This window comes from Streptomyces sp. MA5143a, from assembly GCF_900290235.1.
Taxonomy (GTDB): Bacteria; Actinomycetota; Actinomycetes; order Streptomycetales; family Streptomycetaceae; genus Streptomyces.
The window spans coordinates 38,900-56,352 of record NZ_OLMK01000073.1 but is presented as its reverse complement, the minus strand read 5'-3'; the positions used below and the strand labels follow the sequence as shown (position 1 = coordinate 56,352).

At 74.3% G+C, this 17,453-nt stretch carries 8 protein-coding genes; 7 read left to right on the top strand and 1 reads right to left on the bottom strand.

Translation table 11 applies throughout. From position 1 onward, the window contains the following. The first annotated feature begins 224 nt into the window (after positions 1-224). The 5 genes from SMA5143A_RS29335 (at position 225) to SMA5143A_RS29315 (ending at position 11,716) form a co-directional block, all read left to right on the top strand. Entirely contained in the window at positions 225-2,327 is a 2,103-nt protein-coding gene (locus tag SMA5143A_RS29335; protein ID WP_107465836.1) for a serine/threonine-protein kinase, read from the top strand. 510 nt (positions 2,328-2,837) lie between these two features. Continuing rightward, on the top strand, positions 2,838-5,543 hold the full coding sequence (locus SMA5143A_RS29330) for a protein kinase (RefSeq protein ID WP_107465835.1): 2,706 nt from the start codon (positions 2,838-2,840) through the stop codon (positions 5,541-5,543). 221 nt (positions 5,544-5,764) lie between these two features. Next, positions 5,765-7,807 (top strand): serine/threonine-protein kinase, encoded by a 2,043-nt coding sequence (locus SMA5143A_RS29325; RefSeq protein WP_107465834.1) that lies wholly within the window; start codon positions 5,765-5,767, stop codon positions 7,805-7,807. Between the two features lie 221 nt (positions 7,808-8,028). Further along, the gene (locus tag SMA5143A_RS29320; protein WP_107465833.1) at positions 8,029-9,849 is read left to right on the top strand and encodes a serine/threonine-protein kinase; all 1,821 of its coding nucleotides are present in this window, start codon (positions 8,029-8,031) and stop codon (positions 9,847-9,849) included. 100 nt (positions 9,850-9,949) lie between these two features. After that, complete coding sequence (locus SMA5143A_RS29315; protein ID WP_107465832.1) at positions 9,950-11,716, top strand: serine/threonine-protein kinase; 1,767 nt, start codon at positions 9,950-9,952, stop codon at positions 11,714-11,716. Between the two features lie 18 nt (positions 11,717-11,734). Here the strand turns inward: SMA5143A_RS29315 and SMA5143A_RS29310 are convergent, their stop codons facing one another. Then, the gene (locus SMA5143A_RS29310) at positions 11,735-13,888 is read right to left on the bottom strand and encodes a glycosyltransferase family 4 protein (RefSeq protein WP_181362061.1); all 2,154 of its coding nucleotides are present in this window, start codon (positions 13,886-13,888) and stop codon (positions 11,735-11,737) included. Positions 13,889-14,119: 231 nt separating this feature from the next. Here SMA5143A_RS29310 and SMA5143A_RS29305 point away from each other — a divergent pair, with 231 nt between their 5' ends. Continuing rightward, positions 14,120-15,511 carry a diacylglycerol/lipid kinase family protein gene (locus SMA5143A_RS29305; RefSeq protein WP_107465830.1) on the top strand — a complete coding sequence of 464 codons (1,392 nt, stop codon included), beginning with the start codon at positions 14,120-14,122 and terminating at the stop codon, positions 15,509-15,511. Positions 15,512-15,644: 133 nt separating this feature from the next. Continuing rightward, positions 15,645-17,435: a serine/threonine-protein kinase gene (locus SMA5143A_RS29300; protein ID WP_107465828.1), complete on the top strand. Its 1,791-nt coding sequence runs from the start codon at positions 15,645-15,647 to the stop codon at positions 17,433-17,435. Positions 17,436-17,453 lie beyond the last annotated feature (18 nt).

Genomic DNA, 17,453 nt, shown 5'->3' with positions numbered 1-17,453 from the left:
CGGGAACCCCGTCCGACGCCTCAGAAGCGCTTCCCCGCACGCCGGACGGGGTGCGTGGACCGGGCCGACGGGCCGACTATGCCCGACCCGGCCGTGAAGTGTGGGTGGGCGGAGTGAGGGTCTGGGGAGATGCGGTGGCCGGTTGAAGGGCACCCTGGGCGAGGGGCGCTTGGCGGGTGGGTGACAATGGAGGCTCTGTCAGGGCGGGTTGCATGAGGGGACGCATGTCGGAGGCGGAGCGGGCTGGGGAATCCCGTCAGGACAAGGACGCACGTCTCCTCGCCGGGCGGTACCGGCTGGGAGGGGTGCTCGGTCGCGGCGGCATGGGCACGGTGTGGCGTGCCAAGGACGAGACGCTGGGCCGTACGGTCGCCATCAAGGAGCTGCGGTTCCCGTCGAGCATCGACGCGGACGAGAAGCGGCGGCTGATCACGCGCACACTGCGCGAGGCCAAGGCGATCGCACGGATCCGCAACAACGGCGCGGTGACGGTGTTCGACGTCGTCCATGAGGACGACCGGCCGTGGATCGTGATGGAACTCGTCGAGGGCAAGTCGCTCGCCGAGGTCATCCGTGAGGACGGGGTCCTCGAACCGAGGCGCGCCGCCGAGGTGGGGCTCGCGATCCTCGACGTGCTGCGCGCCGCGCACCGCGAGGGCATCCTGCACCGGGACGTGAAGCCGTCGAACGTGCTGATCGACAAGCATGACGGCCGGGTCGTCCTCACCGACTTCGGTATCGCGCAGGTCGAGGGCGACCCGTCCATCACCTCGACCGGCATGCTCGTGGGCGCCCCCTCGTACATCTCGCCGGAGCGGGCGCGCGGGCACAAGCCCGGCCCCGCGGCGGACCTGTGGTCGCTCGGCGGTCTGCTGTACGCGGCGGTCGAGGGCGTACCGCCGTACGACAAGGGGTCGGCCATAGCGACGCTGACCGCGGTGATGACCGAGCCGGTCCCGGAGCCGAAGCGTGGCGGGCCGCTGAAGGACGTCATCTTCGGACTGCTCACCAAGGACCCCGAGCGGCGACTCGACGACGCGGGCGCGCGGGCGATGCTCAACACGCTCATCCACGCGCCGGACCCGAAGGACGCCGCGCCGCTGGACGCGACGCAGCTCGTGCCGCTGCCGGTGGTGCCTCAGGAGCGGCCCAAGAAGGGCGGGTTCGGCGCGCTCGGGACCAAGCGGGGCGACGAGGCCGGGGAGCGGTCTCGCGCGCCTCGCTGGTCCATGCGCAAGGGCGCGCCCGAGACGGGGGTGGCCGCTGCCGCGTCCGCCACGCCGAGCACGTCCGGCAGCGCGTCCGCCGCGGCCGCGCCGACCCCGACCCCGGCCGCGCCGCCCGCCACACCTGCCACGCCTGCCAAGCCCGCGGAGTCGGCCACGGCCGTGACCACGAAGTCCGCGTCGGTCGGGCTCTCGTCGGGGACCGCCGCCGGGACCGCGGCGGCCGGCGCCGCGAAGGCCGGGAGCGCCTCGGGGTGGCCGCAGGTGCCGCCGCCGGACCTGCCGCCGCGGCCCGTGCCCAGGGCGCCGATCACGGATGTGGTCTCGCGGCGGACGCTCGCGTTCATCGCCGTGGCCGTGGCGCTGGTGGTCCTCGGGACCGTACTGGCGTTCGTGTTCAGCCGCGACGGCAGCACCGACAACAGCAAGGGCGCCGGCACCAAGGCCGCCGTGTCCAGCGGGACTTCCTCGGACGGCGCCGCCAAGGACAAGGACAAGGACAAGGACAAGAACGGCGAGGACCAGGACGCGGGTTCGGTCCCCAGCCCGGACGGTGAGACCTCCGAGGAGGCCACGGAGTCGGACGACTCCACGGACAACTCGCCGTCCACCGACTCCGACACGTCGAGCGGTTCCGGCGGTTCCGGCGGCTCCGGGTCCTCGAAGGACATCTCCGCCGAGACGTACAAGAGCGGCCAGGGCTTCTCCATCGGACTGCCCGACGGGTGGAAGTACCAGTCCACGGGCGCGGCGGGCGCGCGGTTCGCCGGGCCCGACGGGCAGAAGCTGCTCGTGGGATGGACGAACACCCCGAAGGACGACCCGGTCGCCGACTGGAAGAACCAAGAGCAGTACATGACCCGCGCGCAGTACGACCGGATCCGCATAGAGGCGGTCAACTACCGGGGCTGGAACACGGCCGACTGGGAGTTCACCTATGTGGAGAGCGGGACGAAGTACCGGTCGATCGACCGCGGTTTCGTGGTCGACGGGCAGCAGGGGTACGCGCTGATGTACACGGCCAAGGCGTCCGAGTGGAGCGGCGAGCTGCGCAAGAACACCTGGCGGACGTTCACCAAAACGTTCCGCCCGAAGTCCTGAGGCTCCGGAAGGCTCCGGGGCACCGGTCGGCGCGCGGGAGGCGCTCCGAGGCACGCGGGACGCGGCCGGCGGGGTGCGTGTGATGACGTGAGTCCGCGGCGCGCCGGGCGGCCGCGGCGCCCGTGGACGAGGGGTTCGGGTGTACGTCCACGGGGGTTCGGGCGGGGCGGCGCGGCTGTTGTGCGCCGGTGCCCATCTCGTTATGGAGCCGTGAGGATGCCGCTCCGGCCCGGCGCGCCGTGCGGGGGCGTGCGGGGGCACGGGGTGGTGTGAGCTCCTCCGATGCGAGGTCCGCCGGGGGAGTTGTGCCCGCCCGGTGAGTTCGGGGACGGGTGTTCCGGGGAAGATCGAGGGCGTTCGAGCGCATTCGAGACGGGTGAGATATCGCATCCCCTCAATGCGGGTTGCCTCAGGCACGTATCGTGAATGGCTGCGGACCGTACGCATCCAGCACGGAACGGGCCGCCGGACGAACGAATTTGACCAACCAAACGGTCGGGGGAGGGCATCGTGGACGAATACGCGGGACGAGTACTCACGGACCGTTACCGCCTGCCGCTGCCGCCCACCGACGACTACGAGTTCGCCGAGAGCCGGGCCTTCGACACCTACAGCGGCCAGGAAGTGCTCGTACGGCAGGTGCCGTTGCCCGAGGTCGTCGAGGCCGAGGTGCTCGACGCGGACGGCCTGCCCGAGGGGTACGTGGCCCGGGACCGCGGGGCGCGCCGGGGTGCGGCGCGCACCACGCGAGGGGCCGCCGACCCGGCCGTACGGCGGGCGATCGAGGCCGCGCAGGCCGCCGCGCAGATCCCCGACCACCCACGGCTCGACCAGGTCTTCGACGTGTTCGCCGAGGGCGGTTCGCTGTGGATAGTGAGCGAACTGGTGCCGGCGCGGCCGCTCGCGGCGCTGCTGGCGGACCAGCCGCTGACCCCGTACCGGGCGGCCGAGGTCGCCTCCGACGTGCTCACCGCGCTGCGGGCGCTGCACGCCCACGGCTGGGTGCACCGCAACATCACCGAACGGACGGTGCTGGTCTGCGACGACGGCCGCGTCATGCTCACAGGGCTCGCGGTCGGGGCCGCCGAGGAGGCCCTGTGCGGGTACGACCCGGTGCCCGTACGGGACTTCGAGGACCATCCCGGCACGCCGGGCGATGATCCGGGCGCGACGGGCGCAGGGCCGGTCGTTCCGGGGGGGCGTGGCCCTGGTGCGGCCGGGGTCGGTCAGGGCGGAGCCGCGGGAGCGGTGGGGCCCGGTGGTGTCGGCGGTGCCCGTCCGGTTCCGGGGGCGCTCGGGGGCGGCGGTGCAGGCGCGCGCGGGGTGTCGGCGCCCGGTGGCGCCCTGACGGGCGGCGCGTACGGCGGTCCCGCCCTCGGCGGCGGGGCCGGTGGCGCGGCCGGGGACCCGGAGGCGGCGCGTCGGGCCGCGATCGAGGCGAGAGCGGTCACCGACCCCTCGGAAGGGCAGCGCGCCCTGGAGGCCGGCGGTGACGTCCGGGCGGCACGGGCGGGCGCCATCGCGGCGTACCGGGCGGGCGCCCGCGCGGCGGCCCGCGTCCAGGACGACCGGCGCGGCGGCCCCGGCGGCGGGCTGCCCGCCCAGCGCCCGGCGCCCGGCGCGGCCCACGACGGCACGGCGCCCCCGGCCACCGGCCGCGAGGACGGCCTCGCCCCCGGACTGGCGACGAGCCCCGTCCCCCCCGGCCAGATCGCCGATCCGTACGGCGTCCGCGCGGGCCGCGGCACGACGACCGCCTGGCACGGCGCACAGCCCCGCGGCGGCGTGCCCGCGCCCGGCACCGACGGACGGAACCACCCGGCCCCGCGCGACGCACACCCCGACGGCGCTGCGACGAACGACATGGCGGTGCCCGCCGGAACCACGGACGCCACGCCCTGGGACCGTGCCGCCGGGGCGGCGCCCGGACGGGGACCCGCCACGGCGCTCGCCGCCGAGCGGGCGCGGCAGGCGCGGATGGCGGTGGTGGGACCGGTCACCGAGCGCTGGGCGCCGGAACAGGCCGGACCGGTGCACGAGAACTGGCAGCTGGCGGCTCCGATCGGACCCGCGACGGACCTGTGGGCGCTGGGCGCGCTGCTGTTCCGCGCGGTGCAGGGGCACGCCCCGTACCCGGAGGAGAACACCGCCGAGCTCGTCGAGATGGTGTGCTCGGAACCGCCCGCCTTCGCCGAGGAGTGCGGACCGCTGCGCCCCGTCGTGGAGTCGCTGCTGCGTCAGGACCCCACCGAGCGACTGGACTTCGAGGAGCTGCGGGGCTGGCTGCGCTCCCTCGTGCGGTCGGCGCCGGAGCCCGAGGCCGGCACCCATGTCGTCGCCGCGCCGCCCGTGAACGCGAGCCGGCTGCCCATCGTCCGGCGGCGCGGCGAACTCGTCCGCAGGCGCCGCGCCAAAGTGCCCGCGACCAGCGCCCACGCCCGCCACCGGCGCGCCCACCAGGAGAAGCCCCCGCAGCCCCGGAAGCTCGGCCGCACCCTGCTCCTGCTGATCCTGCTCGCGCTGGCCGCGGCGGTCGCGTACGCCATGGTGTTCATGCCGAAGGCCGAGCCGAGCAGCGACGGCGTGAGCAACGGCGGCCGCAGCGACGCGGCCGGACAGCCGAGTGCCGCGCCGGAGGCCAGCAGCCAGTCCCGACCCGACCAGAACTCCAGTTCACCCGACGGGGGCGAGGAGGGGGAAGGGCAGGCGAGCCCGTCGGAGTCGTCCGGTTCGGAGCAGACCCAAACCGGCGGCCCCGAGGTCGCCCAGGGCTTCACCCTGCGCAAGGACGCCGAGGGCTTCCAGGTCGCCGTCGCCACCGGCTGGGACCGCAGCCCCAAGAACGGTCGCGGCCAGGTCGTCTACTCACGGGGAAGCTTCGAGCTGATCGTCGTACCCGGCCGGGACAGCACGGCGACGTACGGCAGCGATCCGCTGAAGTACCAGCGGGAGGGTGAGCGCGAACTCCAGCCGTTCCGCGACTCCACGTGGGCCACCTCCGGCGGCATGCGGCTGGTCGAGGTCGGCGGGGTCACCATGGCCGAGGGGCAGTTCACCTGGCAGGACAGCCAGGGACGCGGTGTGTTCGTGCGGAATCTCGCGATACTCCTCGACGGCAAGTACCACGTGGTGCAGGTGCGCGGGCCGGAGGCCGAGCGGGACGAGGTGACACGGCTGTACGAGCAGGCCGCGGACACCTACCGGGTGTCCGGCTGACCCCCCTTCACGGGGAGTCGACCCCGCTCGGCGGGGACGGCTGACCCTGCCGCGGCGGGGAGTGGGGAGGCCGAACCGCGAGGGCGGCGGAAGGTTGCGCTCCGCTCGCGGAAGCGAGAACCGTCACAGTGCTGTCCCTGTGACGCCGTGCCGGTTTCCCGGGGGGAGCACCGCTCCTTAACCTGACCCTGTCAAGAGCATTGCGGGGCAACGTGAATCAGATGCAGGGCCGGCTCATCGCCGAGCGCTACCGTCTCGTCGACGTCATCGGCAGCGGCGGCATGGGCCGGGTGTGGCGTGCCCGGGACGAGGTGCTGCACCGGGCCGTCGCGGTCAAGGAGTTGACGGCCGCGCTGTACGTCTCGGAGAACGAGCAGGCCGTCCTGCTGGCGCGGACCCGGGCGGAGGCGCGCGCGGCGGCACGGATCAACCACTCGGCCGTCGTCACCGTGCACGACGTGCTGGAGCACGACAACCGGCCGTGGATCGTCATGGAGTTGGTCGAAGGGCTCTCGCTCGCCGACGCGGTCAGGGAACAGGGCCGCGTCGAGGCGCGGGAGGCCGCCCGGATCGGCATGTGGGTGCTGCGCGCGCTGCGCGCCGCCCACCAGGCCGGTGTGCTGCACCGTGACGTGAAGCCCGGCAACGTCCTGCTCGCCGAGGACGGCCGGGTCCTGCTGACCGACTTCGGCATCGCCCAGGTCGAGGGCGACACGACGATCACCCGCACCGGGGAGATCGTCGGCTCGGTCGACTACATCGCGCCCGAGCGGGTGCGCGGCCATGACCCCGGGCCCGCGTCGGACCTCTGGTCGCTGGGCGCCACGCTGTACACGGCGGTGGAGGGCAAGTCGCCGTTCCGGCGCACGACCCCGCTCACCACCATGCAGGCCGTGGTGAGCGAGGAGGCCGCCGAACCGGTGGCGGCGGGCCCGCTCGGCCCCGTCATCGCCGCGCTGTTGTGCAAGGACCCCGCCGTACGGCCGGGTGCGCAGGACGCCGAACTGATGCTCGCGGAGGCCGCGGAGGGCCGACGGCCGCGCGTCGCCGAGGCGTACGTGGCCACACGGCAGCAGGCTGCGGGCACGGCGGGGGCGGAGGACACGGCGGAGGCGGCTGGGGCGGCTGGTGCGGCCGGTACGGATTCCGGTCGGCGTGGCCGGGACGCGGCGAGCGAGACGGACGGAGTGCCTGACACGGACTCCGGGTCCGCGAGCCGCTCTCGCGGGGCGGACGGCTGGTCCGGCAGTGGCTCGCGGGGGACTGATGGTCGGCCAGCGAGCGGTTCGCGTGGGGCCGATGGCTGGGCCGGCAGTGGTTCGCATGGGGCGGACGGTTGGGCCGCGAGTGGCTCTCGCGCAGCCGATGGGGGATCCGGAGGCGGCGTTCGAGGGGCGCATGGGGGGCCGGGCGAAGGCGTCGGTCCCTACGGGGTGCGTGAGGGTGGAGCCAGCGGCGCCCATTCCGCCCCTGCGTACGGTGGGCCCCACGGGCCCCACGGGCCCCACGGCGGTGGGCCCGGCGGCTTCGTCCACTCCGCCACGCCCGCGACCGGCTTCCCTCCCGGCGGCCAGATGCTCGGCCACGCCCCCGGCCACGCCCCCGCGCCCGGAGGCGCCACGCGGCGCGGACGCGGTCGTACCGTCGCCCTCGTCGCCCTGCTGGCCGCGCTCATCGGCGGCGGTGGCGCCGCCGCGATGTACTACGCGGACGAGTGGCGGACGGAGAACACCTCGGCCACGGCCGGTACGACGGCCGGGACCGGCGGTACGACCACGGGCCAGGGACAGCCGGCGACGGACGGCGTCCCCGAGGGATGGGTTCGCGTCGAGGACCCGGAGGGGTTCAGCCTCGCCCTGCCCGAGGGATGGAAGCGCCGGGTGCAGGACGCTCAGATCGACTACACACCGGACGGCGGCGAGCACTTCCTGCGGGTGGCGGTCGACGGCTCCCCGGACTTCGACAGCCCGTACCACCACCAGCTCGACCTGGAGGAACAGGTGAAGGACCGGCTCCCCGCGTACCGGCAGGTGGGCCTGAAGAAGAACCTCTACCGCGACCGTCCGGGCTCGCTCTGGGAATTCACCTGGAACGCGGCCCAGGACACCGACTTCCCCGGCCCGCGCCGGGCGATCGAGCAGACGTACCTCGCCCGCGACGGCGTCGAGTACACGATCTACATGTCCTCGCCCGCCGCCGACTGGGACACCGCGCGCCAACAGTTCGACACGGTGCTGCGCAGTTGGCGCGAGGCACGCAAGTGACCGGAGGGACACCGGCGTAGGCCGACCTCGGCGGCCCGGCCAGGGGAAGTGGGCGGCGCCTCAGGCGCGGTGGCGGACGTGACAGCGCGTCGGCCCGCCCCGGGGCCGGGGCCCGCGCGTGGCGCATACGCGGCGCTCGCGCGACGCGCGTACGTCGCTTGTCGGCCAGCCCTGTCCCGCGGCACCGGAGGGTTTCGGTCCGGTGCGGCATGATGGGGCGCATGGGGACCGAGGGGGAGAACGTCCGCGTCATAGCGGGCCGGTACCGGCTGGAGGCCAGGGTCGGCCGCGGCGGTATGGGCATCGTGTGGCGTGCCACCGACGAACTCCTCGGTCGGCGTGTCGCGGTCAAGGAGCTGGCCCTCGACCCCTCGCTCCCGGAGGAGACGTCCCGGCAGCTGCGTGAACGCACCCTGCGGGAGGCCCGGGCGGTGGCCCGGCTCGGCCACCCGCACATCATCGTCGTCCACGACGTCGTCGAGCAGGACGAACGTCCGTACATCGTCATGGAGTTCATCGACGGCGGTTCGCTCGCGGAGCGGGTCGCGGCCGACGGACCGGTCGACGCGCGGGAGGCGGCCCGGATCGGGCTCGCCCTGCTCGCCGCGCTGCGGCGGGCACACGACGCGGGTGTCCTGCACCGCGACCTCAAACCCGCGAACGTCCTGCTGGAGAAGGGCACCGACCGGGTCGTCCTCACCGACTTCGGCATCGCCCAGGTCGCGGGCGCCACCACGCTCACCGAGAACGGGTCCTTCGTCGGCTCGCCCGAGTACACCGCGCCGGAACGGATGTCCGGGGTCCGCACCGGGCCGGAATCCGACCTGTGGTCGCTGGGCGCGCTGCTGTGCACCGTGCTCAGCGGGGAATCGCCGTTCCGCCGCGACTCGTTGGGCGGCATCCTGCACGCCGTCGTCTTCGACGAGATCCGGCCACCGGCCCAGGCCGCGCCGCTGCTCCCCGTCATCCGCGGCCTGCTGGAGCGCGACCCCGACCAGCGGCTCGGCGCGGCGGAGGCGGAGCGGCTGCTGCGCGCGTTCCGGGAGACCGGCCGTACGCCGAGACCGCCCAAGGGGCCGCGCACCTCGACCGGTTACACACCGACCCGGCGCGACATGCCGCGCACGCCCCCGCCGACCGCCCCCCAGGACACGCCGGAGGCCGGGCACCGGGACCACCCCGAACAGGCCGGGCAGCCGGGCGGGCCCGCGCACGACCGGGCGGCGGCCCTGCGGGAGCAGCCCGGCGAGCCCCGGCGTCCGCAGCCCACCCGGAGCGTCCTGGTCGCCGCCGCGCTGGTCGCGGCGATGGCCGGGGCCGGCGTGTCGGCGGCCGCGCTGCTGCTGGGGGAGGGCGGCGGCCCCGGGGGCGGCAGACCGACGACATCGGCGCCCCGGACGCCCGGCACGTCGCACACGCCGTCCGGCTCGGCGGGCCAGTCGAACGGGCGGGACACGCCGGGCACCGACGGGACGGCCTCGGACGCGACCTCCGGTACGGCGTCCGGGACGACGCAGGGCGTGTCGTCGGGGACGTCCTCGGGCTCGTCGGGGGGCGCCACGCCCACCGTGACGCGGTCACGGGCGGCCACGGCGCCGACGGTGCCCTCCGGGTACCGGCTCGCCCGGGACGAGCGGGGGTTCAGCCTCGCCGTGCCGGACGACTTCACCCGGGAGCCGCAGGGGGAGCGGGTCTTCTACATGTCGCCGGGGCAGTCGATCCGGATCGGCATCAAGGTCGACGACGCGGAGGAGGGCGGACCGGTCGCGGTGATGCGGCGCGCCCACGAGAAGGGCCCCTCCACGAACCCCGGCTACCGTGACGGCCGGGTGGCCGGGACGACGCACCAGGGGCGGCCGGCGGCGCTCTGGGAGTTCACCTGGGACGGCTTCAGCTCGGCGGAGGGCCCCCGGCACACGTACGACCTGTGCTGGGAGCAGGACGGGAAGCTGTACGACGTGTGGGTCTCGGCGCCAGTCGGGAGGGTGAGCGAGGCGAAGGAGTACTTCGACGTCGCGGTGGACACCTTCACGGGTTCGTGAGGCGAGTAAAAGGGAAATAAGGGGCTTCTCGCGTCACGGGTCTGTGACTGGAAAGCGACCGGACTGGAAGCCCGAGGGCTGTCGCGATACAGATGACCATATGAGCAGCAACGGGGGAGCCCCTTACGGATCCGGCGAGCCGACGAGTTTCGGACTGCAACCGCCGCAGCCCGCCGTGCCGTACCCCGGCAACCCGTACGCGCAGCCGGCGCCGCCCGTGCGGCACCCACAGCCGACACCGCCGTCCCAGCCCGGGCAGTCGGCGCCGCAGCCCGCCCCGCCGTCCCATCCGGCACCGGCCGCCTCGCCCGCCGCACAGCCCCAGCCTGCCCCCTCAGCCCCGCCCGGCCCGCCCGCGCGCCCCGCGCCGGACCCCGGCACCGGACGGCTGATCGCGGGTCGCTACCGGCTGCTCGCGAAGCTCGGGCACGGCGGCATGGGCACGGTGTGGCGGGCGAAGGACGAGACGGTGGACCGGGAGGTCGCCGTCAAGGAGCCCCGCGTCCCGGACCACCTTCCCGAGCGTGAACGGGCCAACGCCTACGAGCGGATGCGCCGCGAGGCACGGGCCGCGGCCAGGCTCGATCACCCTGCGGTCGTGAACGTGCACGATGTGGCGGTCGTGGACGACCGGCCGTGGATCGTCATGGAGTTGGTGCAGGGGCGTTCCCTGGGCGACGCCCTCCAGGAGGGCACCCTCGGGGTGCGGGACGCGGCGAGGATCGGCCTGGAGGTGCTCGGCGCGCTGGAGGCCGCGCACGCGGCGGGCATCCTGCACCGCGACGTCAAGCCCGACAACGTCCTGCTCGGCCGCCACGACCGGGTCGTCCTCACCGACTTCGGCATCGCCCAGATCGAGGGCGAGACCAATCTGACGGACACCGGCGGTTTCGTCGGCTCCCCCGAGTACATCGCCCCCGAGCGGGTGCTGGGCCAACGACCCGGCCCCGCCTCCGACCTCTGGTCGCTCGGTGTCGTCCTCTACGCCGCCACGGAAGGGGTCTCACCCTTCCGGCGCAGCAACACGCCCGCGACGTTGCAATCCGTCCTCAACGCCGCGCCCGCCGCGCCCGCGTCGGCCACGGGCCCCCTCGCCGAGGCCATCAACGGCCTGCTGCAGAAGGACCCGGCGCGCCGCCCGAACGCCGCCCGTGTCCGTGAACTCCTGGAGGCCGCCGCGAACCCGCCGGCCCCGGCGCCCACCCAGGTGATCCAGCAGATCGCCGCCCCGGCCGGGAAGGGCCCGCGCCTCGGCCCCAGGACCCTCGCCGGCCTCGCCGCGGTGGTGGTCGCGGCCGCGGTCACGGCCTACCTGGTCGTCGCCGACCCCTTCGCCGGACCACTGCCGGACGGCTGGAAGCAACGGGACCTCGGGGGCAGGGTCGCCGCGAGCGTCGGCGTGCCCGGTGACTTCACGAAGGACACGTACGAGCCGGACGAGGCGGACGACACCTACGCGTCGTACAGCGATCCGAGCGGACTGATCCAGATCGCCGTGGACCGCGACATCAAGGCGGACGACAAGGACAACGAGATCCCGGCCACCGCCCTGGACAAGGCCTACGCCGACTGGGCCATGCTCAAGGACGGCGAGTACTCCTGGGACATCGCCGACGACCCCGCGCCCAGGGGCAAGCCGAAGGAGGCCACGTACCAGGAGCGCGAGGCCGCCGAGAACACCGTCGTGTACACGACCACCGACAGCGAGTCGCCGCGCCTGCGTGAGGCGCGGGTCCTCTACTACCGGGCGAAGAACGGCGACACGTACCGGCTGTGGATCGACTATCCGGGCAAGGGGCACTTCACCGAGCAGGGCCGCGAGATCGCCCGGACGGCCATCGAGACCCTGAAGATCGACAAGCTCTAGACACGCCGAGACGGGGGCTCACTTCTGTCGGGACACGCTCACGGCCAGGTCGTTGGTGACGGTGAAGAAGCAGCGGGCCCGCACGGACGCACCCGACCGCGCCGGCAGCGTGACCTCCGGGTACTTGTCGGTGTCCTTGCGGTCCACGATGTCGCCGAACAGCCGTCCGAGACGGACCGGTTCGGCGTCGGTGGCGGGCCGCAGGAACAGGTCCCAGATCACCTTGCCGGGCGCGGTCGGGTCCGGCAGCGACGGCAGCCTCCCGTGGAACAGGCGCCCGTGGAACGGGTGCCCCTCGGGCAGGTGCCCGCCGGTGGACTCCACCGGTGCCTCGAAGTCCGCCGTCTCCCCACCCCGGGCGACACCCACCAGCGCCGCGCCGGCACCGAGTTCGGCCCCGTGCAGGACACCCTCCACGGCCGACGACCCCTCACCGACCGGCAGCGCGGTGACCTCGGCGTGGGCTTCGCGGCGGAAGGTCCGCAGGGCGAGGTAGCCGTCCTTCGTCGTGTACGGGATCCACCACGCGACCGGGCCCGCACCGGTGAACTCCGAGGTCAACAGGGACCGTTGCTCCACGTGCCCGGCCCGCAACCGGCGCCGGACCCCGTCCCCCGCCCGCTCCGCGTACAGGTCCCAGCGCCCTTCGGCGAGGGGCGGCCGGGTCTGGCTCAGCAGCGCGGTCCAGTGGCCTTCGGTGACGTCCGGCGTCTCCCGTCGCAGCGGTACCCGGAGTTCGTCGTCGCCGTGGCGGTGGCGCAGGACGAGTACGAGGTCCCGTCCGGACGCGTCGGTCCAGCCGACCGAGACCCGTACGTCCCGCCGGGCGTCGACCCGGCAGTCGCCCCACGGACGGGACGGCCGGCGCTCGGTCTCCGTGGCGGGTGCCGTCCCGGCCTTCCGCGCCGCCCGCCCCGGAGCCGCCCACCGCGTCCACCGTCCCGGTGCCGTACGGCCCGCCCGTCGCCCCTGCCCCGGCACCGCAAGGCCGAGCCATCGCCCCATCCCGGCCACCAGCCCCGGCCGGCGAGCCGCCAGGAGCTCGGTGATGAGCCGCTCGTACCGGTCCGCGATCGTGGCCGGCTCGTACCGCTGGACCGTCGTGCGGGCGGCGGTGCCGAGGGTGTGCCGGAGACCGGGGTCGTTGATCAGGCGGAGCAGCCCCGTGGCGAGGGCGTCCGGATCGCCCGGCGGGACGAGGAGGCCGTCGGACCCGTCGGTGATGATCTCGCCGGGGCCGTGCGGGCAGTCGGTCGCGACCACGGGCACCCCGGCGTGCATGGCCTCCAGGATCGTCATGCCGAAGGACTCCCACGCGGAGCTGACGACGGCCACCGAGGCCTTCGCCCACTCGGTTTCCAGGGTGGTGTGCGGGCCCATCAGAAAGACGTGGTCGTTCAGGCCGTGCGCGGCGACGGCGGCGCGCAGGTTCGCGCGCTCCGGTCCCTGGCCGTGGATCCGCAGCCGCCACTCGGGGCGCTCGGCGACGACCTTGGCGAACGCCTCGACGAGCAGGTCGTAGCGCTTGACCGGCACCAGCCGTCCGGCGGCCACCACGAGCGGGGCCCGCAGGTCGGAGGGTTCGGCCCTCGGGCGGGGGGCGGCGTTGGCGATGTCCGTGATCCGGGTGCGCAGGCCGGGCAACCGGTGGCGGTGGTCGGCGGCGTCCCGCGCGGACACGGTGACGAACGCGTCGAGGCGGGCGATCGCCTCGTTCTGCGCCGCGCGCACCCCGGGCACGTGGTTGTCGTACGACAGGTGCTCCTGTCCGATGCGGATCGCGCGGCGCGGTCCGTGCTCGGCGAGGACGACGACCAGCGCGGGGCGGGTCGCGACGAGGACGTCCGCGTCGGTGGTGTCGAGGAAGGCGCGCAGGCGCGCGTCGGTCAGAGCGGTGTAGCGGTGGGCGAGGACCTCGGTGGGCGGTACCAGCGCGGAGGGCCGTGCCATCAGCTCGTGGTCGCCGTCGTACGCCGCGGAGTCGGGGCGCTCGTCGACCAGCGGGACCAGGCGGACGTCGCCGTGCACACCGAGCAGCGGCTGTTCCGCCGTCCGCAGGACCGAGACGATCTCGACCTCGTGCCGGGCGGACAGAGCCCCGGCGAGGTTCAGGGTCGAACGGACCGTGCCGCCGATCGCATAGGCGTTGTGCAGCAGAAAGGTGATCTTCATGGGTGTCGGGCTCCGCGTTCGTCGGCCACGCCGACTCGCCCAACACCCCGCCGCGCCGCCAGGAACCGGCCCGGACCCCGACCATGACCCCAATGGGGGTACGCGGGTCGTGGCTCCGTGCGGGACTCGCGACGGCGTTCCCGCGGATGAGCGGTGGGCCATCGCCTTGGCCCGCCCCCTGGCCCTAACATGCCGTGTCAAGTGCATGATCGGCGCGGAGGGCGAGCGGGCGTGGGCATCGAACACCTGGACGTGCAGGCTCATGCGCGACAGCGATGGGCGGCGCGGGCCGCCCTCGGCTGCGCGGCGCTGGCCGTCCTGCTGCCGATCGGCTACGCGCGGGAGGCGAGCCTGCTGCTCGTCGCGGGCCTGCTGCTGGGCGCCGGTCTGACGGTGGCCGCGCTGTGGTGGGTGCTGACCCATCGGGGTGTCGTCCGGGTGGCGGCGGCCACGCTGGCGGTGGCCGCGCCGGTGGGCGTCATCTGGTGGTTCGCGGCCGTCAACCTGCTGTGGGTCGTGCTCGTGTCGGCCGCGCTGTGGGGTGCGGCCGTCTGGTCGGGGAAGTTCGCGCTCAGCCTCACCAAGTCGCACCGGGTGGACGTGCCCGAGCACCGCACACCCGCGCCGAGCCGGCCCTTCCTCATCATGAACCCCAAGTCGGGGGGCGGGAAGGTCGAGCGGTTCCGGCTGAAGGAGCGGGCCGAACGGCTCGGCGCCCGGGTCCATCTGCTCGACCCGGAGCGCCACGAGGACGTCGCCGTGCTGGCCCGCGACGCGGTCCGGGAGGGCGCCGACCTGCTCGGTGTCGCCGGCGGCGACGGCACCCAGGCCCAGGTGGCCGCCATCGCCGCGGCCTACGACGTGCCCCTCCTCGTCATCTCCGCAGGCACCCGCAACCACTTCGCCATGGACCTCGGCCTCGACCGCGACAACCCCGCCGCCTGCCTCGACGCCCTCACCGACAAGGGCGTCGAACTCCATGTCGACCTGGGGTACGCAGGCGGTCACCCCTTCGTGAACAACGCGTCGTTCGGCGCGTACGCGGCCGTCGTGCAGAGCCCCGCCTACCGCGACGACAAGGTCCGCACCACGCTGGAACTGCTGCCCGAACTGCTCACGCACCAACGCGGTCCGCGGCTCACCGCCCGGATCGGCGACGCCGTGATCGACGCGCCCCAGGCCGTGCTGGTCAGCAACAACGTCTACCGGAGTGACGACCTGGTCGGCCTCGGCCGACGTGAGCGGCTGGACGCCGGGGTGCTGGGCGTGGTCGGTGTACGGGTCGAGAGCGCGGCCGACGCCGCGAGCCTGGTCCTCGGGCCGAACGCGCCCGGCCTCAGCCTGCTCATCGCCGACGAGATCGTGGTCGAGGCCGACCGGCCGGAGATCGAGGTCGGCGTCGACGGCGAGGCCCTCGTCCTGCCCACCCCGGTCCACTGCCGGATCTCGACCAAGGCCCTGCGCGTCCGGGTGCCGCGCGACCGACCCGGCGTCCCCGAGCCCAAACCGCCGCTGGACTGGCGCCGGTTGCGCAAGCTCGCCGCCGCCGTCGGCCGCACGGCCCTGCCCAAGCACCGCGAACGGTACGGCTGGGCCGAGGACCTGTGGAACCGCCGGCGTTAGCGCGGCGGGGCGACCGGGACGCCGCTCCGCCCGGCGGCGCGCCCGGCGGCGCGCCCGGCGGCGCGCCCGGCGGCGCGCCCGGCGACCCGGCCGTACGTCGACAAGTTCCGCTTCCGCGCGGTACTGATGTCGCATGAGTGATGACGGCGAACACCAGCGCGACGCACGCCGGTTCGGCGGAAGGGCCACCCAGTGCGACGATCGTCTGGTCGGCGGTCGCTACCGCCTCACCGAGCGCATCGGGTCCGGCGGCATGGGCACCGTGTGGCAGGCCGTCGACGAACTGGTGGGCCGTGAGGTCGCCGTCAAGCAGCCCCGGCTGCCGGGCGGCCCCGACGACCCGGAGAACGAGGAGCGCAGCCGGGCCGCCAACCGCCTCTACCGCGAGGCCCGCGCCGCCGCCCGCGTCGACCACCCCTCGGCCGTCACCATCCACGACGTCGTCATCGACGACGGCCACCCCTGGATCGTCATGGAGTGGGTCCGCGGCGAGTCCCTCCAGGAACGGCTCCGACGCGGTCCCCTCACCCCCGCCGAGTCGGCCCGTATCGGCCTCGCCGTCGTCGGCGCGCTGCACGCCGCGCACGGCGTCGGCATCGTGCACCGTGACGTCAAACCGGCCAACGTCCTGCTCGGGCCGCACGGCCAGGTCGTCCTCACCGACTTCGGCATCGCCCACGTCCAGGGCGAGGAATCGCTCACCATGACAGGGGAGTTCGTCGGTTCGCTGGAGTTCGTCGCCCCCGAGCGCATGTCCGGGCACGGCGCCGCCGGGCCGCCCTCCGACCTGTGGTCGCTCGGCGTCCTCCTGTACGCCGCCGTCGAGGGCGCGTCGCCCTTCCGCCGTACGTCCCCGGAGTCCACGCTCGCCGCGATCCTCTCCACCGAGCCCCCCGAACCCACCGGGGCGGGCCCCCTCGGCCCCCTGGTCGTACGGCTTCTGGCCAAGGACCCGGCGGATCGCCCCGACGCCGAGGAGGCCGCACGGATCCTGGCCGACGTCGCGGAGGGCCGGACCCCGGACACACAACTGCCGTCGGAGCTGAAGCAACTGGGCGAGGACGAGGGGACCCTGCGACTCGCGGGCGAACGGCCGGGCAAGGCGTCACGCGAGGAGTCGGCACCGGCCGTCGCCGCGGCCGAGCCCGAGAACGCCCCCGCGGACCCCGTCACCGCCGGTTCCGGGCGGGTGTCCGGGGACTCGTCGGCGACCCCGTCGGTGACCGTCGACGTACGGGGCCCCGAGCCCGCCCGGCGGCCCGGCAGGCGTCCTTCCCGCCGGCTGGCCGCAGTCGGGACCGTCGCCGGGGTCCTGTTCGCCGGTGGGGGAGTCTGGGTGGGGACGCTGATCGGTGCCGACGACGACCGTCTCGCCGTTCCCGAGCCTCACATCGGGTCGTTCTCGGGCCGCACCGCCTCGGCCGGCCCCGAGTCCGGCGCCCCGTCAAAGTCCCCGTCCGGCGCCGACACCCGCTGGGTCGCGCACCGCGAGAAGGAGATGAACGCCGTCCTGTCCCTTCCGAGCTCGTACGAGCGGACCGGCGAGAAGCGCGGCGAGGACGGCGTGTCCCGCACGGTCACCTACGACGGGGAAAAGGTCATCCGCGTACGGCTCACCCAGTGGGACGAGGCGCCCACGTCGCCCATGAAGGAGGCCAAGGACTCCTCGGACATCGTGGGCAGCGGCGTGAAGTCCACCGCGCGGTACACGAGTACCAGTTTCGAGGGGCAGGAGGCGGTGCTCGCCGACACCACGCACTACGCGGACAGCACCCCCACCCGCGTCATGGAACTGATCGTCCGCACCGACGACAGCCAGATGTTCGCACTCCGGGTGGACATGCCGAAGGGCACGCCGGACGAGAAGAAGGGCACCGCGGTCTTCAAGGGGGCACGCGAGCGGCTGAAGATCCCCGCAGAGTGACACCGGCGCTTGAGCAGC